Below are 20,238 nucleotides of genomic sequence, written 5' to 3' on the forward strand. Positions count from 1 at the left end.
GGGCCGACAGGCGGGGCGGGCCGACAGGCGGGGCGGGTCCATGGACGGGGGCGGCCCGATGGGCGGGGCGGGCCGATAGGCGGGGCGGCCCGACGGACGGGGACGGGCCCACGCACGGCGGCGGCCCGACGGACGGGGACGGGCCCACGCACGGCGGCGGCCCGACGGCCGGGGACGGGCCCACGCACGGCGGCGGCCCGACGGACGGGGCGGCCCGATGGGCGGGCCGGGGCCGTGGTGGCAAGGTGTCAGCATGTCCTGCGGGCGGCAGGGGGCCGTATCCCCGACGCGGACGCGGCGGCGGTCATTCCACCGCGCCCTCGTCGCCACCGGCTTGTGGCTACGACACGGCGGCCGTCGCGCCACCGTTTCGGCGTCGCCGTGCGGTCCATGCGGACGCGACGCGAGGAGAAGCCCCCGGTCCGACCGGCGGGCCGCCACCGCCCGACCCGGACAGGCGTGCGGGGCCATCCTGGAGTCCTGGGAGTCGGCACACGGAGCGAGGCGTGGCATGGCGTACGACGAAGCGTTGGCCGAGCGGATTCGGCGGTATCTAGGAGCCGATCCGGACATCACTGAGAAGCGGATGTTCGGGGGGCTCGCGTTTCTGCTGCGGGGGAACATGGCGGTGAGCGCGAGTGGCGCCGGGGGGCTGATGGTCCGTGTCGGGCCGGAGGCCACGGACGCGGCGCTGACCCGACCGGGAGCGCGGCTGCTCGACATGACGGGGCGGCCGATGCGCGGCTGGATCGTCGTCGACCCGTCCGCGCTGACGGACGACCGGGTCCTGGGCGCATGGATCGACGAGGGGTACGCCTTCGCCGCGGGGTTGCCGCCCAAGTGAGCCGTTCCTACGAGCGGCGGCCGGGCCTGCCCCGCCTGCCGGGCTTGGAGCCGCCCGCGCGGGGAGCGCGGCCCGGCTGCTTGGCGGGGGCCGGTTTGCGGCGGCCGGAGGACTTCTGCTGCTCCTCCCGCCTCGGCTGCTCCTCCCGCCTGGGCTTCTCCTCCCGGCTCGACTGTTTCTCCTCCGGCTGCTGTTTGCGGCCGCGGGAGCTGTTGACCGTGCGGCCGCGCACGATCCCGATGAAGTCCTCGACCAGGTCGCTGGTCGCTTCCTCGGGCCAGGACAGGGCGACACCGGACTGGGGGGCGTCGACGACCGGGCGGTAGGTGAGGTCCCTACGGTGGTGCAGACGGGCGAGGGACTGGGGGACGACGAGCAGGCCGACGCCCGCCGCGACCAGCTCCACGGCGTCCTCGGTGGTGGCGGGACGCTCGAAGGCGGGTTCACCGGGAGGAGCGTCCCAGTCGAAGACGTCGTCGAGGGGGTGGAAGAGCACCTCGTCGGCCAGATCGGCGAGCGTCACCTCGTCGGCCGCCGTGATCACATGGTCCTTGGGGACCACGACCACCGTCGTCTCGGTGTAGAGCGGGATCGCGCTGAAGAACCCACGGTCGACCGGCAGCCGTACCAGGCCCGCGTCCGCCTGGCCCGCGCGCAGCACCTCGGGCGCCTCGGCGGCCGGTACGGCGATGAGGTGCAAGGGGATCCCGGGCAGCCGCTCGTTCCAGATCCGCACCCACTTGGCGGGCGTCGTCCCCGGGACGTACGCGAGCCGGAACGTGGGGGATGTCTCCGAGCCTGTCACCTGGCCAGGTTACCGGCCGTGGTCGAGGGCCCCGTACCCGGTCGATACCCTGGACCCCATGAAGTCGCACCAGACCGCCCAGACGATGAAGCCCGCGACCGCGGCGAAGAAGCTGGGTGTGTACCTCGAGGCCACCCCCGCCGAGTTCCGTGAGGGTGTCGTCTCGCGCGCCCAGCTCGACCAGCTCCAGGCCGAGCCGCCCGAGTGGCTGCGCGAGCTGCGGGCCAAGGGGCCGCATCCCCGTCCGGTGGTCGCGGCGAAGCTGGGTGTCTCCATCGCGGGGCTGGCGCGCGGCGGGGTGACCGAGCCGCTGACCACCGAGCAGATCGAGGCGCTGAAGCAGGAGCAGCCGGAGTGGCTGGTGAAGGAGCGGGCCACGCAGGCGGAGGTCCGCAAGGAGACGGCGCGGATCAAGAAGCGCGACGCCGAGCGGGCGGTCCGGGAAGACGGTCCGCGGTCCTGAGGCGCCCGCCGTCGCGACGGTCGGTCACGCTCCCGATCCGCTGTGTGCACGGAACCGGCATCTGACGGCTCGTCACGACGAAGGTCACAAAAGCGTATCGGACATTCTGCCCTTCAACCTTCACACCAGCCGCACAAGTTGGCTAGCGTGGGTCCAGGCCACTCGAGTTCCTCCGGCGAACCCCGTCGGGACGCGTGGCCTCCGCCGAGTCCGGTGTCGAACCGGAGCCGGGGACCCAACCGAATCATGGGGTGAATCGGCCCAACCGCCCGCACGGGCAAGGGTCGTAGGGCATGCCTTCCGGATACGACCGCCCGAACCCGACAGCTAACTCGGTAGGCGGAGTACGGAAGGAGTACGGCTCCCATGGCGCCGGATCGACCATCGCGCACGGGCGGCTCCGGCCTCCCCGGGATGCGCAGCTCCACCCTCGCCGCGGCGGCCCTCACCTCGGTGGCCATGCTCTCGCAGAGCGCCGACGCCGTGCCCCTCGCCGGGGAGGACGCCCCCAGTCGGGAGGCCGTCCGGGACCGGGTGAGCAGCCTCTACGACCGGGCCGAGTCCGACACCGGCCAGTGGAACTTCACCCGGCCGACGGTGACCGGCTCGCGAGGACGCGGCGCACCGGCGGGCGGCGGCAGGCGCTCGGACCCCGATCTGGACAACGTGACCCGGCAGTGGTTCGACGCGGCGCGCGCTTCGCTGGGGCCGACGATCCCGGCGATCCTGCCGGCCGACCGCATGCCCGCCCAGCGCACCTCCTCCCCCCGCCCGGCCCCGTCGCTGCCCGCGCGCTCCCCGGAGGCACGGACCGGCTTCGAGCTGGAGGCACCCGGCCGGCCCGTGGCCGAGCTGCCGGCGGGCGGACCGCTCCGTCCGGTCGCCGAGCTGACCGCGGGTGGCGGCACGGCCGCGCTGCCCGCCGTACCGGCGCAGCGGCAGGAGTCCGCCATGGCGGCGGGCGCGACGGGCGGCGAGCCGCGGCAGGCGTCGCTGCGCACGTCCAAGGAGCAGAGCCAGCGCAAGATCGCCGCGGCGAGTGAGCTGCTGTACCGGTACACGGCCCGGCAGACGTCCCTACCCCAGGCGGCGGTCATGTCGCCGACGCCCATGCCGGAGCAGACGGCCGTGATGCCCTCGCCGGCCATGACACCGCAGTCGACCGTCATGTCGCCGACGGCCACGGGGCCACAGGCGACCCTCATGTCCCCGGCGGCCACGACATCCCAGACGGGCGTCATGCCCTCGATGACCATGGCACCGCAGGCCGCCATGCCCTCGATGACCATGGCCGCACCGCAGTCGGCGCTCGCGACTCCTGCGCCGCAGGCGGCTCCGGCGCCCTGGTCGGATCAGGCGAGCCGTGCGACGGAGGAGGCCTGGCGGCTGCAGCAGCCGTCCGTGCTCGACACGGGCGTGCCGGCCAGCGAACCGTGGAGCCTGCAGCAGCCGGCCGTCCCCGACGTGGGTCCGTCCATCACCGACACGGGGGCGCAGCAGCAGCTGACCGCCCTGGACACCGGCACGCAGTGGAGCTTCCAGCAGCCCACCGTCGAGGCGGTCCCGCAGCAGCCGTCCGTCATGGACACCGGTGCGTGGAGCCTGCCCGCCGCGGTCGACTCGAGCCTGCCCGTGTCGGACCAGTGGCGTCGGCTCCAGGAGCCGTCGGTCCTCGACACCGGGGTGCCCGAGGCGCCCGCCGAGCCGCCGGTCGGCACCAAGGCGGACCGGGCCGTGTCCTTCGCCCGGGCGCAGATCGGCAGGCCGTGTCTGTGGGGCGCGGTCGGACCGGAGTCGTACGACAACGCCGGGCTAGCCCAGGCCGCCTGGCGTGCCGCCGGGGTCGCGCTGCCGCGGTCCACGCACGAGCAGGCGAGCACCGGCACGGTGGTCCCGCTCGCCGAGAGCCGTCCCGGTGACCTGATCTTCTTCAACGACAACTTCAGCCATGTCGGCCTCTACACCGGCAACGGTCTGATGATCCACGCCCCCGGACCGGGCGCGGTGATCCGCGAGGAGTCGGTCCACTACGCCGGCGAGGCCGCGATCCGCATAGCGGTGCGCCCCGCGTAGCAGCACACGCTCCACCGAAGAGGCCGTCCACGAACCGTGGGCGGCCTCTTCGGCGTTCGGCGGTCACCGTGTCGCGCACGAGATGGACAGGGTCGGTGAATTCGGCCTTCCCCGGGCAGCCGCTGCGGCTGGACCCCAACACGGCCCGGACCGTGGAGACCTCGGTCCATGTCGCCCTCAACTGGTCGGTGTGCTGAAGTACTTGGAGGACTCGACCCCGACCATTCCCGGGATGACCCATGTCGCGGCCGCCATCCCCGACGCGCAACCGCGACGACACCGGTTACATGCGGGCGTGTGCAGCCGGAGTACGAGCTGAAGCTGCCTCGCTGGTGAAGGATGGCGGCATGAGTGATCAGTACGAGGGGCGGCTGGCCGGGAAGACCGTCGTCGTCACCGGGGCCGCGGGCGGCCAGGGCGAAGCCGAGGTGGAGGCGCTGACCCGGGCCGGTGCCCGGGTGGTGGCCACGGACGTGCGGCCGCAGGGTGACGTGCGGCGGCTGGACGTCAGCAGGGAGAGCGACTGGGCCGCGCTGGCCGCGGAGTTGAAGGAGTCGTACGGCGAGATCCACGGCCTGGTGAACAACGCGGGTGTCATCCGGCGCGAACGGCTCGGTGAGGTGCGGCCGGAGGACTTCGCGCAGGTCCAGGCCGTCAACACCACCGGACCGCTGCTCGGGATCCAGCACCTCGCGCCGCTGATGCCACCGGGCTCCTCGATCGTCAACGTCGGTTCGTCCGCCGCGCTCACCGGCTACTACCCGGTGGCGTACACCGCCAGCAAGTGGGCGTTGCGGGGGCTGTCGAAGATCGCGGCGACCGAGCTGGGGCCGAAGGGCATCCGCGTCAACACCGTGCATCCCGGGTACATCGAGACGCCGATGACCGCCGCCGCCACCCCGGCGTTCCGTGCGGCGACCATCGGGGAGACACCGCTGGGCCGCAGTGGCACGGTGGACGACATCGCGCCGCTGGTGGTGTTCCTGCTCTCCGACGAATCGTCCTTCATCACCGGGGCCGAGATCCCGGTGGACGGGGGGCTGACCGCGCACGGCGGCGTCAAGTCCATCTCGGACGCGATGCGGGCGGCGAATCCGCCGGGAGGCGCGGGAGGAGCCTGAACTCCTCGGGCCCGTGCGGGCCGCCGGTCCCCCGCTCCGGCGGCCCGCACGGGCTCCGGGCCTCGGAGAGCACCGGCTGTCCCCCACCGAACCGCCGGGTCTCCCCGCCGCGGCCGCTGGTGCGCCGTTGTGCTGGAGTACATCCGTGAACGTCCTTGTTGCTCCGTTGCAGTCTGAGGCAGGCTGGACGTCGCCGGTATGGGTACAACTGCGTACGCGGCGCACGAGCGGAGTGGGAACGTGGCACAGGTGTTGGTCGGGGCGCAGGAACGCATGCTGTCGGTGGCGGTCGCGGCACTGCACGAACGGGAGCCCGAGCGGCTGTGGCCGATGCTCGCGGACGCCCTGCCCGGCCTGTGCGGCGGTGAGAGTCTGATCTACAAGCTGGACGACTGGAACGAGTCCGGGGGCACGGTCGGCATGCCGTCCGCCGTCGCCGCCGAGTTCGCGGTGCTCGGGGACGAGGCCGTGGGCCTGCTGCGGGAGGGCTACCCCTTCGCGTCCCTGTACTCCTCCGGCCCGGACCGCACCCCGCTGACCGCGCGCCGGGCGGCGGGGCGGGCCTGGTCGTCGAGCCCCACCGCGGAGCTGATCGGCGACCTCATGGCCGCCGACCACGTCCTGGCGATCCCGCTGCCCGGAACGACGACCCCGGTCACCGGGTGCATGGTCTACCGCTCCGGTACGGACTTCACCGACGACCATCTCCGGCTGGCGGCCCAGCTCCAGCCCCTGCTGGCCGCCGTGGAACAGCAGCGGCAACTCCTGGAACGCCACCGGCGTTCGACCGACCCCTCAGCGGCCCCGGACTGCGGGCTGACGCCCCGTGAGACGGCGGTCCTGGTGCTGCTGGCGGACGCGCTGACCGCGGCCGCGATCGGCCGGCGGCTCGGCATATCGGATCGCACGGTGCACAAGCACGTCGAGAAGATCTACCGCAAACTGGGCACACGCGACCGCATCAGTACGGTGCTGCGGGCCCAGCGCCTGGGCTTGGTGCCCACGCCCTCCGCGCCACGGGACACGAACGCCTGGAGCCAGTCATGAGGCCGAACCGCTCCATCCCCTCCGCGACGGTCATCCCCGTCCTGATCTACCCCGACGTGCGGGCCGCCGTCGCCTGGCTCGGCGAGGCCTTCGGGTTCACCGAGCGGGTACGCATCGGCGAGGACCACCGCTCCCAACTCGCCTTCGGCGACGGGGCGGTGATCATCGGGGACGTCCGGCACGACCGCCGTCCACCGCGTCCCGGCGAGGTCACGCACTCGGTGACGGTCCGGGTGGAGGACGCCCGGGCGCACTGCGAGCGGGCCCGTGCGCACGGCGCCCGGATCCTCATGGAGCCGACCGACTTCGAGTACGGCGAGCGCCAGTACTCGGCCGAGGACCCGGCCGGCCACCACTGGACGTTCTCCCAGACGCTGGCGGACGTGGCCCCGGAGGAGTGGGGCGGCACGTCGGTGTCCTGAGCGGGGCGCTCAGCCCGTGGGGTCGGGCTGGCGGCGGCGTGTCCGCATCGCCTCGTCCTTGAGCGCCCACGTGTCCGCCACGGGGCCCAGGTGTCCGAGCTTGTCCGGGTTGACGACCCCACGGATCGTCTGGATCCGTCCGCCGAGGATGTCCAGCGCCAAGGTGCTCACGACCCTGCCGTCCCGGTCGCGGAAGAGCGCGCCCGGCTGGCCGTTCACCAGGTGTGGCTCGGCCACGACCCCTGTGGCGACGCACATCGAGACGAACGAGGCGATCAAGCGGGCCACGTTCTCCGGGCCGCGGACGGCGTTGGCCAGCGCGGGCGCCTTGCCGCCGCCGTCACCGACCAGCTGGACGTCGGCGGCGAGCAGGTCCCGCAGTCCGTCGACGTCGCCCTCCCGGAAGGCGCCGAAGAACCGCTCGGCGAGTTCCTCGCGCTCCTTGCGGTCGGCCTCGAAGCGCGGCCGGCCCGCGTCCATGTGCCGTCGCGCCCGCACCGCGAGCTGCCGGCACGCCGCCTCGGACCGGTCGACGGCCGAGGCGATCTCCGGGAAACCGAAGCCGAACACCTCGCGCAGCACGAACACGGCGCGCTCCAGCGGGGAGAGCCGTTCGAGCAGCAGCAGCGCCGCCATCGACAGTGAGTCGGACAGCTCCGCCGAGCGCTCGGGGTCCTCGTAGGGGTCGGTGAGCAGCGGCTCGGGGAACCAGGGGCCGACGTACTCCTCGCGCCGGACCCGGGCCGAGCGCAGGACGTCGACGGAGATCCGGGTGACCACGGCCGAGAGATACGCCTTGGTCGATCTCGGCAGGGTCGAGGTGCGCTCCCAGCGCAGCCAGGTCTCCTGCACGGCGTCCTCCGCCTCGCTGACGCTGCCGAGGATGCGGTAGGCGATCGCGAACAGCAGCGGCCGCAGCTCCTCGAAGTCCTCCGTGCGGCTCACGCCAGCTCCTCCTTGAATCCCTGGCGCCACGACGGGTGGCGCGGCTCCCAGCCCAGTTCACGTTTGGCCTTGGCGTTGGAGAAGCCGCGGCCCTCCAGCATCATGATCACCGGCAGGTCCCCCGCCAACAGGCGCGCCAGCCACTTCGGCACCCGCATCGGCGGCCTGGCGCCCGCGACGGCCGCGAGGTGGGGCAGCCATTCCGCGGCCGGGGCCGGTTCGTCGTCGACGATGCAGTACACGCCCTTCGCGTGCTGTTCGACGGCCAGGACGGTGGCGTACGCCGCGTCGTCGAGGTGGATCCACGAGCTGTGTCCGGTGCCGCGTCCCACGAGCGGGAACTTCCGCCTGCGGACCAGCTCGACCTGGTCGTCGATGGCGTCCGGCCCGTAGAACGCGCCGTAGCGCAGGACCGCGCCGCCGGCCCGCACGACCACGTCCTCGAGGTGGTTGACCGCCTCGATCATCGGGCGCAGCACCGTGCCCGTCATCGGGTCGAGCGGATCGTCCTCGGTCTTGATCCAGCCGCCCTCGCGGATGCCGTTGAAACTGCCGAAGCTCTGGGCGACGAAGGTGGACACGCCGGTCGCCTCGGCGGCGGCCAGCAGATGGTCCGTGCCCTCGGTGCGCAGCCGGTTGGTGGTGGCGAAGAACCGGTCGAAGTGCTTCATGTCGGCTTGGCCGGTGCCGAGCCCGGTCATCTGGTGCACGATCGCGTCCGGCCGTGCCGTGGCCACCGCCTCGCCGACGGAGGCCGCGTCCAGGCCGTCCATCACGACCCCGTCCGCGCCGAGGTCCGCCAGCAGCCGCAGTTTGGCCGCGCTGGTCGTCGTAGCCGTCACCTGGTGGCCCCTGGCGACGAGCTGCGGAATCAGCCGCCGTCCCAGGACCCCCGTCCCGCCTGCCACGAACACCCGCACAACGATCACCTTCCCGTTCCCGGAATCGTCTCTGCCCTGTGGACGAGACAGCCCCCCGTGTCTGTGACATGGGGGCGGGAAAATCCTGTCGCGGGTGGGGTCTCAGACGGAGCCGGGTCCCATGCCGCCCTGGAGGCGCTCCAGGTCGGAGGGGCGGACCTGGATGACGACGACCGCGATCAGGGCCGCGACCACGGCGAAGATCGCCGCGACGACGAACGCGGCGGAGATCCCGTGCGTGAGAACCTGGTCGGACCAGGGGCTCGGGAGCTGTCCGGTGCGCCGGAAGCGCAGCCGCTCGGCCGGGGTCGCCTGGGCGAGGAAGAGCGGGATCTGCTGGTGGGCCTCGTTGGTGCTGGCCGTGCCGAACATGGTGACCAGGATGGACAGTCCGAGCGAACCGCCCACCTGCTGGGTGGCGTTGAGGAGTCCGGAGGCGGCGCCGGTCTCCTGGACGGAGACGTTGGACAGCGCCATCAGCGTCAGCGACACGAACTCCATGCCCATGCCCAGGCTGAAGACGAGGATCGGGCCGAGGATGCTGCCGGCGTAGGTGGAGTGCACGTCGGTCAGGGTCAGCCAGGCCAGACCGCCCGCCGCGAGGAGGGCGCCCACCACGAGGAACGGTTTGGGGCCGAACCGGGGCAGGAACCGCGAGGCGAGCCCCGCGCCGACCGCGATGACGGCGCTGACCGGCAGGAAGGCGAGTCCGGCCCGCAGTGGACTGAAGTTCAGCACGTCCTGCACGAAGAGGGTCAGGAAGAAGAACATGCCGAAGATCGCGGCGGCGAGGCTGAGCATCATGCCGTACGTGCCCGCTCTGTTACGGTCGGCGAACATGTGCAGGGGTGTGATCGGCTGGACGGAACCCCTTTCGATCAGGATGAACGCGGCCAGGACGACGACGGCCCCGGCGAACGAGGCCAGCGTCAGCGCGTCCCGCCAGCCCTCCTGCGCGGCCCGGATGAAGCCGTACACCAGCAGCACCATGCCCAGGGTCGAGGTCAGCGCGCCGAGGATGTCGAAGTGACCGGGGTGGCGTTCGGACTCCTTGATCCAGCGGGGCGCGGCGAGGGCGATGAGGACGCCGATGGGGACGTTGACGAAGAGCACCCAGCGCCAGTTCAGCCACTCGACGATCATGCCGCCGGCCAGCAGTCCGATGGCGCCGCCGCCGGCGGAGACGGCGGCGAAGACACCGAAGGCCCGGTTGCGTTCGGGGCCCTCCGGGAAGGTGGTGCTGACCAGGGAGAGCGCGGTCGGTGAGGCGATCGCGCCGCCGACGCCCTGCAGAGCGCGGGCGGCGAGCAGTTCGCCGGAGTTCTGGGCGAGCCCGCCCAGCAGGGAGGCGACGGCGAACAGCAGCACCCCGACGATGAACATGCGCCGTCTGCCGAGGATGTCGCCGGTGCGGCCGCCGAGCAGCAGCAGGCCGCCGAAGGTCAGCGTGTAGGCGTTGACCACCCAGGACAGGCTGGTCGTGGAGAAGTCCAACGCGCTCTGGATGTGCGGCAGCGCAATGTTCACGATGGTGATGTCGAGGACCACCATCAGCTGGCAGGACGCGATGACCAGCAGCGCCATGCCGTTCCCGCCACCGCCCGGTGCCCGGGAGGTGGTCTGTGCTGCGGAGGTCGGCTGCGGGCTGCTGCTCATGGTGAAGTGCTCTCAGTGAACGATGCCGTCCACTGTCCGACCGTACGCCCGTGCCGCGACCGTCACCACTCGATTGGTGACACGGCGGTCACCGGGTCTTGTGGGTCATCGCGAACTCGTCGGCCTCCGGGAGGTCGAAGGCGCCGTGGTCGCTGCCGAGGCCCTGCGCCACCAGGGCCGCCGCCGCGTTGCCGAGTACGGCGGCCTCCTTCGGGGTGCGGTCGAGGCTGACGCCGCGCAGGAAGCCGGCCGAGAAGGCGTCGCCGCAGCCGGTGGTGTCGACGACCTCGACGTCGAAGGCGGGGACCGTCTCGGTGCCCTCGGCCGTGACCAGCAGCGCACCGTCGCCGCCGCGGGTGACGGCGACAAGACCGGTACCGCCCGCGACGAACCTCCCGGCGCCCGTGACCAGATCCTGCTCCTCGCTGAAGCCGAGGACCTGGTCCTCGTTGGGGAGCAGGTAGTCGATGTACGGGAGGACCGGCTCGATCTGGTCGAAGGTGCCCAGTTCGCCCGGCGCGAGAAGGTCGACGGAGGTGACGACGTCGTGCTCCTTGGCGTGCGCGAGGATCCGCGCGGCGACCTCGGCGCCGATCAACTCCGGTCCCCCCAGGTGCAGATGCGTCGCCTCGGCCAGCGCGTCCCAAGGGACGTCGTCGAGGCCGTAGGTGATGTTGGCGCCGAGCAGGTGGAGGGTGGGGCGGTCGCCGTTCGGGCGGATGGGCAGGACGGTGGCCGAGGTGGAGGTGTCGATCCGGCGGACGACCAGCCCGGTGTCGATTCCCGCCCGCTCCAGCAGTTGCAGGAGCAGGTCGCCGGTCGGGTCGGTGCCGATCGCACCGGCGGTGCGGACGTCGGCGCCCAGCTTGGCGAGGGTCAGGGCGGTGCCGGCCGCCGTCCCGGCGGCGGTCATCCTGATGTCCTCGACGAGGGTGGCACCCTGGCCCTCGGGTATCGCCTCAACCGGCCGTACCAGCACGTCCAGTACGTGCACGCCCATCGTGACGACCTTCATCGCTTCTCCTCCTGCGCGGGTGGTACGGGGTGGGTGGTGCCGTAGTCACGGGCGATCGCGGCCTCGATCACCGCGAGTTGCCGCTGTTCATCGAGGACGCGGGGGGTGCCGAGCGCGGCGGCGTGCTGGTAGACGCCGCAGGCCCACTCCAGCAGCAGCGCGTGCTCGACGGCCTTGTCGAGCGTCGTCGCGTGGGTGACCGCGCCGTGGTTGGCCATCAGGGCGGCGCTGCGGCCCTCCAGTGCGGCGATCACCGACTCGGCGAGTTCGGGGGTGCCGAAGGTGGCGTACGGCGCGACCCGGACGGTACCGCCCAGGGCGAGCAACTGGTAGTGAACGCAGGGGAGTTCGTCGAGGACGAGGGAGAGCGCGGTGGCCATCGGGGCGTGGGTGTGGACGACCGCTCCGGTGCCGTAGCGGCGGTAGACACCGAGATGCAGGTCCAGTTCCGAGGTCGGCGCCAGCGTCCCGGCCACGAGCTTGCCGTCCAGGTCGACCACGCTCACCTGGTCCGGGGTCAGTTCGGCGAGCACCGCGCCGGTGGCGGTGATCGCGACCCGGTCCTCGACGCGCATGCTGACGTTCCCGGCCGTACCGATGAGCAGGCCCTCGGCCCCCAGACGCCGGCAGGCCTCGGCCACGGCGGCCCGCTGCGGCCCCAGCGCCGAGCTTGAGTCGGTCATGGGCGCGACCGTAGTCTAAACGTGAAACAATGTCACGTTCATGTTCGGAGGTTCCTTCGTGGGAGAGCCCACCGCGGATCCCGGCGGGGCCCTCCCCCTGCGCCGGACCCCGCAACAGGCGCGCAGCAAGGCCCGCTTGGCACGGGTGCTGGAGACGGCCGAGCACATCCTGATCCGCGACGGGGTCGAGGCGCTGACCACGACCCGGGTGGCCGCGGCGGCACGGGTGTCGGTCGGCTCGCTGTACCAGTACCTGCCCGACCGGGACGCGATCATCGACGCCCTGGCGGCCGGGTACTTCACCAAGCTGGAGGCCGCCATGGACGGTTTCGCCGAGGCGGCGGCGACCGAGCGATGGGCGGACCCGGTCGGCATGCTCGTGGACGCCTACGCCGCGATCTACCGCAGTGAACACGGCTTCCGCGCCCTGTGGTTCGGCAGTGGCCTGACCGAGCGGACCCGGGCCGCCGACCGCGAGCACAAGCGTCGGATGGCCGACGGGATCCGCCGCGTCCTGCTCGCCCTCGACCTCGCCGGGGACGACGAGGCCCTCGCCCGCGCCTGCCACGCCTCGGTCCTGGCCGCGGACGCGCTGGCCCAGGAGGCCTTCCGGCGCGACGCACGGGGTGACGAGCGGCTGCTGGAGGAGGCGAAGGTGATGCTGCGGGGGTACCTCACGGCCGTGACCGCGCGCTACCGGCCGTAGGTGTGCCGCCCCGGATGCCAGGCGCGCCCTCCGGGCCGACGACGCTCGGCCCCGCCCTGGCCGCCCCTTCCTGCCGTGACCCTGGGTAACTCGGAACATCACGTAGGGTCGAATGGGGGCTGAAGATCAACAGGGGGGTGGGGCCGGTGGAGTTCTCGGTCCTGGGGCCGGTTCGGGTACGGCGGGCGGGGGCGGAGCTCGCTCTGGGCGGTCCGCGTGAACGGGCCCTGCTGGCGCTTCTGTTGGTACGGGCCGGGGAGGCCGTCCCGGCGGGCGAGATCGTGACCGTGCTGTGGGGCGCGAACCCTCCGCACAGCGCGCTCAACGTGGTGCGCCGGCATGTCGGGGCGCTGCGCCGCCTGATGGAACCCGGCCTGCCCGCCCGGGCCGCCGGACGCCTACTGCTGCGGAACGCGGGCGGATACCGCTGGGCGGCCGACGCCGAATCGCTCGATCTGCTGCGCTTCCGTGCGCTGCGGGAGGAGGCCCGGTGGGCCGCGCCCGGGCATGCGGTGGAACTCCTCACAGAGGCGCTGGAGTTGTGGCAGGGGCCGGTGGCCGCCGGGACCCCGCCCGAGGTGCGCGAGCGGGCCGGGTTCGGCGCGGTCGACGGGGAGCATGTGGCCGCCGTGCGGGAGGCGGCCGACGCCGCGTTGCGCGCCGGGGTGCCGGAGACGGTGCTGCCCCGGTTGAGGGAGGCGGCGGCCGGCCATCCGCTGGACGAGCCCCTGCTGGCCCGGCTGATCCTGGTGCTGGCGGCCACGGGACGCCGGCCGGAGGCACTGGACACCTACCGCACCGCGGCCGCCCGCCTCGCCGACGAGCTGGGTATCGATCCCGGCGCCGAACTGCACGACGCCCACAGCGCGTTGCGGCAGGACGGCCCCTCGACCGCCGCCCTGCCGAAGCCCGCCCAGCTCCCGCACGACCTGGCGACGTTCACCGGCAGGGAGGCCGAACTCGACGACGTACTGGCCCTGTCCGACGCGACCGGGGCGGTGGTCATCTCCGCGATCGGCGGCATGGCGGGCATCGGCAAGACCACCCTCGCCGTGCACTGGGCCCACCGGGTCGCCGAGCGCTTCCCCGACGGGCAGCTGTACGTCAACCTCCGGGGCTTCGACCCGTCCGGTTCGGTGATGAGCGCGGGCGAGGCGGTCCGGGGCTTCCTCGCCGCGCTGGGTGTGCCGCCGGAACAGGTGCCGTACGGGATGGAGGCCCAAGCCGCCCTGTACCGCGGCCTGTTGGCGGGCGGGCGGTTCCTGGTGCTGCTGGACAACGCGCGCGACACCGAGCAGGTACGACCGCTACTGCCGGGCACCCCCGGCAGTCTGGCGATCGTCACCAGCCGCAGCCGGCTGTCCGGGCTGGTCGCCGCGCACGGGGCGCACACGCTGACCCTGCAGCCGCTCGACGCCGAGCAGGCCAGGGCGTTCCTGGAGCGCCGGCTGGGCGCGGCACGGCTGGCGGGCGAGTCGGAGGCGGTCGCCGAGATCACCGCCCTGTGCGGCGGGCTGCCGCTCGCGCTGGCCTGTGTGGTGGCGCGCGCCGCCGCCCACCCGCACTTCCCGCTGTCTGCCGTGGCGGCGGAGCTGCGGGCGGCGCAGGGCAGCCTCGACGGGTTCGGCCGGAGCGACCCGGCCGCGAACGTCGAGGCGGTGTTCTCCTGGTCGCTGGCGGCTGTCTCACCCGGCGCCGCCCGCCTCTTCCGGCTGCTGGGCCTGCATCCCGGCCCGGACATCTCGGCGCCCGCCGCCGCGGCATTGGCGGGAGTTCCGGTGCGGGAGGCACGGCGCCTGCTGTCCGAGCTCGCGGACGTCCATCTGGCGAGCGAGCACGTTCCCGGCCGGTACGCCCTGCACGACCTGCTGCGTGCCCACGCCGCCGAACTGGTCGCGTCCGAGGAGGACCGCGACACGGCCGTCGACCGCCTGTACGCGTATTACGTTCACTCCGCCCACGCGGCCGACCGGATCCTCGCCCCGCACGCCGATCCCCTGCCGCCGGGACCACCCCCGGCCGGCGTCAGCGTGGAGGACCTGTCCGACGACCGGCAGGCCTCGGCCTGGCTGACCGCCGAGTACCCGGTCCTGCCGGCCGTGATCGACGCGGCCGCACACTCCGGCCGGGACCGTCTCGCCGCCCTCCTCGCCTGGTCCCTGGAACCGTTCTTCGACCGGCGGGGCCACTGGCACGACGGACTGGCCGCCCAGCGCACCGCGCTCACCAGCGCGCTGCGGCTGTCCGAGCCGGTCTGGGAGGCGCACGGCCTGCGCGGCCTGGGCCGGGCCGAGGGCCGGCTGGGCCTGCACGACCGCTCCCGACCCCGGCTGCGCCGCGCCCTGGAACTCTTCACGGAGCTGGGCGACCCGATCGGCCGGGCCCAGACCCATCGCAGCCTCGGCTGGGAGGCCGACCAGCAGGGCGACCTCCCCGGCGCCCTGCACCACAACCAGCAGGCGCTGCAGCTGTTCCGCGCGAGCGGCGACCGGGCCGCGCAGGCCAGCGTCCTGAACTCGGTCGGCTGGTACCACGCGCTGCTCGGCCAGTACCGGGAAGCCCTCAGCCACTGTTTCGAAGCCCTCGCCATGCTCCAGGACCTGGGCGACCGCTACGGCCAGGCGTCCACCTGGGACAGCATCGCCTACGCCCAGCACGGACTGGGCCGCCACCCGCACGCCCTGCTGGGCTACCACAACGCCCTGACCCTGTACCGGGAGTTGGGTGTGCCCTACCTGGAGGCTTCCACGTTGGTCCACATCGGGGACACCCATCTCGCCATGGGCGCCCCCGACGAGGCCGACGCCGCCTGGCGCGAGGCGCTCACCCTCTTCGTGTCCCTGGGCCACCCGGACGCGGAAGAGGTCCGGGACCGGTTGTTCGCCCAGGAAGGCGCACGCGACCTCGCCTGAGGAAGCGGACAGAGCGTGGCGGACGACGAGTTGACGCGGTTCGAGGTGCTGGGGCCCCTGCGGGTGACGCGCGGGGAGACCGAACTGGACCTCGGCTTCCCCCAGCAACGCGCCCTGCTGGCCCTGCTGTTGGTACGCGCGGGCCGGCCTCTGCCCGCAGGTGAGATCGTCGACGTCCTGTGGCCGGACGGCCCGCCCGCCAGCGCGCCGAACGTGGTCCGCCGTTACGTCGGCTCGCTGCGCCGCCTGCTGGAACCAGGACTGCCGGCCCGGGCCCCCGGCCGCCGCCTTTTGCGCGGGGCCGACGGCTACCGGCTGGAGGCGGCCCAGGACGAGATCGACCTGCTGAGGTTCCGCGAGCTCACCAGGCAGGCGAAGCGGGAGGCGGCCACCGGGCGACCCGAACCGGCGCTGCGGCACTTCGCCGCGGCACTGGACGAGTGGCGAGGCCTCGTCGCGGCGGGCATCCCCGCACCGGTGCGCCACCACGCCGTGTTCACCGAGGTCGAGCGCGAACTCGTCGCCACGACCGTGATGGCCGCCGACGCGGCCCTGCTGTGCGGCGCACCGGACCACGTACTGCCCCACCTCGCTCGCGCGGTCCGGCTCGATCCCCTCAACGAGTCGCTGCACGCCAGGCAGGTCATGGCACTCGCCGCCGCCGGCCGCCAGGCCGACGCACTCGCCGCGTACGACTCGGTACGGCTCCTGCTGGAACGGGAGTTGGGCGTCAAGCCCGGCGCGGAGCTGGCGGCGGCCCACACGCGGGTGCTCCGCCAGGAACTGCGGTCCAGGCCGCGTGAATCCTTCGCACCGCCCGCGCAACTCCCGCCGGACCCGAACGTGTTCGTGGGCCGAGAGACCGAACTGAGCATGCTGCACGCGTCAGTGGACTCCTCACCGGTCCTCGTGACAGGCATGCCGGGCATCGGCAAGACCACAGTGGCGGTGCACTGGGCGCACCAGGCCGCCGCGCGCTATCCGGACGGCCAACTCCATCTGGATCTACGGGGTTTCGATCCCCTCGACGACCCGCTCACCTCCGAGGCGGCCCTGCGCTCCCTGCTCACCGCGCTCGGCGTGCCCGAGCACCGTCTACCGAGCGGTCCGGACGCCCTGGCCGGTCTGTACCGGAGCACGCTGTCCGGTCGCCGGGTGCTGGTACTGCTCGACGACGCCCTCGACACCGAGCAGGTTCGGCCGCTGCTGCCCGCCTCGCCCGGCTGTCTGACGCTGATCACCAGCCGGCGCGGACTGTCCGGGCTGGTCGCCGCCGGAGCCCGTCCGCTGCGGCTGGGTCTGCCCTCCCCCGCGGACGCGCTCGGGATCCTGCTGCGCCACACCGGCCGGGAACTGACTCCTGCCGAAGCGGAGGCGGCCGAGGAGATCGTGGTGCGCTGCGGGCGACTGCCGCTCGCCCTGGCCCACTTGGCAGCCACCGGCCCACTCGCGTCCGTCGCCGCCGAACTGCGCCGCTCCGCAGGTCTCGACGCCTTCGCCGACCTACGCACCGCGTTCGCCGGCTCCTACCGCCGTCTGCCTGCCGACACGGCCCGACTGTTCCGGCTGTCGGCCGGCTCCGGACCGGAACTCACTGCGCAAACGGCCGCCGCGCTCGCCGACGTCCCGGTGCGCACGGCCCGCCGGCTGCTCGACGAACTCGCCGACGCCCACCTCGTCACCGAGTCGGCACCGGGACGCTACACCGGGCATCCCCTGCTGCGGCTCTTCGCCGACGAGCTGAACCGTCGTCCATAACCCCAGGTCACAGCCGTGTCGCCATTGCTTCGTCACTCTTTTTTCACACCTTCCCCTCTACGCTCCGCGGTGATGAAAGTTTTTGTTCGGTCCTGTTCGGAGGTGTGCAGGATGCCCATGGGTCTCGACATCGTCGTCACCGACGCGGTGCCGGTGCGACTGCCCGGCGAGCGGTTGCCCCGCCCCGGCGCGCACCGGCTCTCCGCCGGGGTCGGCGGCGAGTTCCTCCTCGTCGGCGTCCGGGGCGGCGCACCCGCTGCGGAGACTCCCGCGGACATCGCCCTCTCCCCTGGCGACATCTGTTTCTACGACGCCGACCACCCTCCGTCACTGGATCTGCCCGACGGCGCCCGGCTGAAGGTGTTCCTGGTGTCGCGCGAGGCGCTGGGACTGCCGGAACAGGCCATGCGGCGGGTTCTGACGGCGCCGGTCAGCCGGTCCTCCCGGCTGGGTGGGCTGCTGTCCCCGTTCCTGTCGGAGCTCGCCGACACGGTCTCCGTCTCCCCGCCCGAGATCGGCGAGATGCTCTCCTGGAACGCCGTGAACCTGCTGGCCACCCTGGCCAGCGAGCGCTCGGGCGAGGCATCGGCACAAGCGCCGGGCGCACAGTCGCCGCTGCTGTCCAGGATCCTCAGGTACGTGGACCGGCATCTGGCGGATCCGGACCTCTCTCCCGAAGTGATCGCCGCGGCGCATCACATCTCGGTGCGCTATCTGCACAAGCTGTTCCAGGACGAGGACATGACGGTCGGCCGCTGGATCCAGCGCCGACGTCTGGAGGAGTGCCGGCGCGATCTGCTGCACCGCATCCGGGGCACGCACACCATCGCCGCCGTCGCCGCCCGGTGGGGCTTCCTCAGCGCCCCGCACTTCAGCCGGGTGTTCCGGGCCGCCTACGGCATGTCCCCGAGCGAGTGGCGCGAGACGGCGGGCGGTCGCTCCAGTGCGCTCCGGGACCAGCAGTCGTGCGCCGGCAGTCAACTCGCCCCGGCCCTGCGCTCCTAGCGTGCTCGTCGACGCGCTCGCGCATCACCAGTCACACACTTGGGGAGAACTTGATGTCCCAGACCGCCGAACCGGTCAAGCCGGTCCTCGAACCGGCCGCCCAGGCCTTCGTCGAGGCCACCGCCAACCCGCCGTACCTCTTCGACCTGCCGCCCGCCGAGGGCCGTAAGGCCGTCGACGAGGTGCAGTCCGGCGAGATCGCCAAGCCCGCGGTGGACGAGGAGTGGATCACCGTCTCCGGCGGCCCCACCGGCAGTGTCCGGGCACGCGTCGTCCGGCCCGCCGGGGCCACCGGCACCCTGCCGGTCATCCTCTACATCCACGGCGCGGGCTGGGTCTTCGGCAACGCCCACACCCATGACCGACTGGTGCGCGAACTCGCCGTCGGCGCGGGTGCGGCCGTGGTCTTCCCCGAGTACGACCTCTCGCCCGAGGTGCGCTACCCGGTCGCCATCGAGCAGAACTACACGGTCGCGAAGTGGGTCGTCGAGCAGGGTTCCACCAAGGACCTGGACGGCTCCCGGCTGGCGGTGGCCGGTGATTCGGTGGGCGGCAACATGACGGCGGCGCTGACCCTGCAGGCGAAGGAGCGCGGCGATGTCCCGCTGGTACAGCAGGTGTTGTTCTACCCGGTGACCGACGCGAGCTTCGACACGCCGTCCTACCACCGGTTCGCCGAGGGCTACTTCCTGCGCCGGGACGGCATGCAGTGGTTCTGGGACCAGTACACGACCGACGAGGCCGAGCGGGCGCAGATCACCGCGTCCCCGCTCAGGGCGTCCACCGAGCAGCTGGCCGGGCTGCCGCCGGCCCTGGTCATCACCGGTGAGGCGGACGTCCTGCGGGACGAGGGCGAGGCCTACGCCAACAAACTCCGCGAGGCAGGAGTCGCCGTGACCGCCGTGCGCTACCAGGGCATCATCCACGACTTCGTGATGCTCAACGCCCTGCGCGAGACCCACGCCGCCGAGGCCGCCATCAACCAGGCCGTCGCCACCCTGCGCGCGGCCCTCCACACCAACTGAGCCGGGAGACAGCCGACATGACCACCACACCCACCGCCCTTCTCGTGCACGGCGCCTTCGCCGACGCCGGCAGCTGGGCCGGTGTCGTCGCGGAGCTGCAGAACCAGGGCATCCCCGTGATCGCGCCCCCGAACCCGCTGCGCGGGCTGGCCGCCGACGCCGCATACATCGCCTCCGTGGCCGAGCAGATCGACGGCCCGGTCGTCCTCGTGGGGCACTCCTACGGCGGCGCGGTCATCACCGTGGCCGGTGCCGTGGAGAACGTCGTCGGCCTGGTCTACGTCGCGGCCTACGTCCCCGAGGAGGGCGAGAGCCTGGGCGAGCTGCAGGGGCGCTTCCCGCTCTCGCCGCTGAGCAGCAACCTCAAGGAGTGGACGTACCCGGTCGAGGGCGGGGAGCCGGCGGTCGAGGTCACCATCCAGGCCGAGGCGTTCCCCGGCGTCTTCGCCGCCGACGTCCCGGCCCCGGTCACCAAGACGCTGGCGGTGTCGCAGCGCCCGCTCGCCGCCTCGTCGTTCACCGAGCCGGCCTCGGCCGCCGCGTGGAAGACCAAGCCCTCCTGGGCCCTGGTGGCGGGCGCGGACGAGGCGATCAACCCGGAGGTGGAGCGCTTCGGCGCCAAGCGCGCCGGGGCGACGACCGTCGAGCTGGAGGGCGCCTCGCACGCGGTCGCCGTCTCCCGGCCCGAGGAGGTCGCCGCGCTGATCCGCGACGCGGTTCGGGCCACGAGCTGACAGGACCGGAAAGGCGGCGCGGGGGGGGGGGCGCGGCGGCCGCCCGCCGCGGGGCGCGGCGCCGCGGCCGGCCGCGCGGGGGCGTGGGGCGGGCGGCGCGCGGC

18 protein-coding genes and 1 riboswitch are annotated in these 20,238 nt (G+C 72.9%); of the genes, 12 read left to right on the forward strand and 6 right to left on the reverse strand.

The genetic code is table 11. From position 1 onward, the window contains the following. Positions 1 to 511: 511 nt before the first annotated feature. Positions 512 to 844 (forward strand): TfoX/Sxy family protein, encoded by a 333-nt coding sequence (locus tag ABZ453_RS03770; RefSeq protein ID WP_356773139.1) that lies wholly within the window; start codon positions 512 to 514, stop codon positions 842 to 844. 7 nt (positions 845 to 851) lie between these two features. Here the strand turns inward: ABZ453_RS03770 and ABZ453_RS03775 are convergent, their stop codons facing one another. Further along, positions 852 to 1,649 (reverse strand): LysR family substrate-binding domain-containing protein, encoded by a 798-nt coding sequence (locus tag ABZ453_RS03775; protein WP_359011219.1) that lies wholly within the window; start codon positions 1,647 to 1,649, stop codon positions 852 to 854. 58 nt (positions 1,650 to 1,707) lie between these two features. Between ABZ453_RS03775 and ABZ453_RS03780 the strand changes: the two genes are divergently transcribed. The 5 genes from ABZ453_RS03780 to ABZ453_RS03800 all read left to right on the forward strand — a co-directional run bounded on the left by ABZ453_RS03780 (position 1,708) and on the right by ABZ453_RS03800 (position 6,775). Then, positions 1,708 to 2,112 (forward strand): DUF5997 family protein, encoded by a 405-nt coding sequence (locus ABZ453_RS03780; RefSeq protein WP_359011221.1) that lies wholly within the window; start codon positions 1,708 to 1,710, stop codon positions 2,110 to 2,112. Between the two features lie 192 nt (positions 2,113 to 2,304). After that, positions 2,305 to 2,470: riboswitch (cyclic di-AMP (ydaO/yuaA leader) on the forward strand. 8 nt (positions 2,471 to 2,478) lie between these two features. Next, positions 2,479 to 4,185: an NlpC/P60 family protein gene (locus ABZ453_RS03785; RefSeq protein WP_359011223.1), complete on the forward strand. Its 1,707-nt coding sequence runs from the start codon at positions 2,479 to 2,481 to the stop codon at positions 4,183 to 4,185. A 347-nt stretch (positions 4,186 to 4,532) separates the two neighbouring features. Continuing rightward, the gene (locus tag ABZ453_RS03790; RefSeq protein ID WP_359011226.1) at positions 4,533 to 5,306 is read left to right on the forward strand and encodes an SDR family oxidoreductase; all 774 of its coding nucleotides are present in this window, start codon (positions 4,533 to 4,535) and stop codon (positions 5,304 to 5,306) included. 273 nt (positions 5,307 to 5,579) lie between these two features. Further along, a complete protein-coding gene (locus tag ABZ453_RS03795) occupies positions 5,580 to 6,353 on the forward strand; it encodes a LuxR C-terminal-related transcriptional regulator (protein WP_359011751.1) in 774 nt (257 codons plus the stop codon). Further along, positions 6,350 to 6,775 carry a VOC family protein gene (locus ABZ453_RS03800; protein ID WP_359011228.1) on the forward strand — a complete coding sequence of 142 codons (426 nt, stop codon included), beginning with the start codon at positions 6,350 to 6,352 and terminating at the stop codon, positions 6,773 to 6,775. The genes ABZ453_RS03795 and ABZ453_RS03800 overlap by 4 nt, the downstream gene beginning before the upstream one ends. Before the next feature lie 9 nt (positions 6,776 to 6,784). Here the strand turns inward: ABZ453_RS03800 and ABZ453_RS03805 are convergent, their stop codons facing one another. The 5 genes from ABZ453_RS03805 to ABZ453_RS03825 form a co-directional block, all read right to left on the reverse strand. Further along, a complete protein-coding gene (locus ABZ453_RS03805) occupies positions 6,785 to 7,720 on the reverse strand; it encodes an RNA polymerase sigma-70 factor (RefSeq protein ID WP_359011230.1) in 936 nt (311 codons plus the stop codon). After that, positions 7,717 to 8,649: an NAD(P)-dependent oxidoreductase gene (locus ABZ453_RS03810; RefSeq protein WP_359011232.1), complete on the reverse strand. Its 933-nt coding sequence runs from the start codon at positions 8,647 to 8,649 to the stop codon at positions 7,717 to 7,719. Before ABZ453_RS03810 ends, ABZ453_RS03805 begins: the two co-directional genes overlap by 4 nt. Positions 8,650 to 8,742: 93 nt before the next feature. Beyond that, positions 8,743 to 10,296, reverse strand: coding sequence for an MFS transporter (locus tag ABZ453_RS03815; protein WP_359011234.1), 1,554 nt, complete (start codon positions 10,294 to 10,296; stop codon positions 8,743 to 8,745). An 88-nt stretch (positions 10,297 to 10,384) separates the two neighbouring features. Continuing rightward, complete coding sequence (locus tag ABZ453_RS03820) at positions 10,385 to 11,311, reverse strand: carbohydrate kinase family protein (protein WP_359011236.1); 927 nt, start codon at positions 11,309 to 11,311, stop codon at positions 10,385 to 10,387. Next, positions 11,308 to 11,994 carry a class II aldolase/adducin family protein gene (locus tag ABZ453_RS03825; protein ID WP_359011238.1) on the reverse strand — a complete coding sequence of 229 codons (687 nt, stop codon included), beginning with the start codon at positions 11,992 to 11,994 and terminating at the stop codon, positions 11,308 to 11,310. The genes ABZ453_RS03820 and ABZ453_RS03825 overlap by 4 nt, the downstream gene beginning before the upstream one ends. Before the next feature lie 40 nt (positions 11,995 to 12,034). On the opposite strand from ABZ453_RS03825, the gene ABZ453_RS03830 reads away from it, so the two are divergent. From ABZ453_RS03830 to ABZ453_RS03855, 6 genes are all read left to right on the forward strand, one after another. Beyond that, positions 12,035 to 12,700 (forward strand): TetR family transcriptional regulator, encoded by a 666-nt coding sequence (locus tag ABZ453_RS03830; protein WP_359011240.1) that lies wholly within the window; start codon positions 12,035 to 12,037, stop codon positions 12,698 to 12,700. 146 nt (positions 12,701 to 12,846) lie between these two features. Beyond that, entirely contained in the window at positions 12,847 to 15,612 is a 2,766-nt protein-coding gene (locus tag ABZ453_RS03835; RefSeq protein ID WP_359011242.1) for a BTAD domain-containing putative transcriptional regulator, read from the forward strand. A 15-nt stretch (positions 15,613 to 15,627) separates the two neighbouring features. After that, positions 15,628 to 17,370: a BTAD domain-containing putative transcriptional regulator gene (locus ABZ453_RS03840; protein WP_359011244.1), complete on the forward strand. Its 1,743-nt coding sequence runs from the start codon at positions 15,628 to 15,630 to the stop codon at positions 17,368 to 17,370. Positions 17,371 to 17,481: 111 nt separating this feature from the next. Continuing rightward, positions 17,482 to 18,375, forward strand: a complete 894-nt coding sequence (locus ABZ453_RS03845; protein ID WP_359011246.1) for a helix-turn-helix domain-containing protein — start codon at positions 17,482 to 17,484, stop codon at positions 18,373 to 18,375. Between the two features lie 53 nt (positions 18,376 to 18,428). Next, on the forward strand, positions 18,429 to 19,400 hold the full coding sequence (locus ABZ453_RS03850; protein ID WP_359011248.1) for an alpha/beta hydrolase: 972 nt from the start codon (positions 18,429 to 18,431) through the stop codon (positions 19,398 to 19,400). Between the two features lie 17 nt (positions 19,401 to 19,417). Continuing rightward, positions 19,418 to 20,134 (forward strand): alpha/beta hydrolase, encoded by a 717-nt coding sequence (locus ABZ453_RS03855; RefSeq protein WP_359011250.1) that lies wholly within the window; start codon positions 19,418 to 19,420, stop codon positions 20,132 to 20,134. Positions 20,135 to 20,238: the final 104 nt, after the last annotated feature.

The organism is Streptomyces sp. NPDC005799 (assembly GCF_040630525.1).
In the GTDB taxonomy this organism is placed as follows: domain Bacteria; phylum Actinomycetota; class Actinomycetes; order Streptomycetales; family Streptomycetaceae; genus Streptomyces; species Streptomyces griseorubiginosus_B.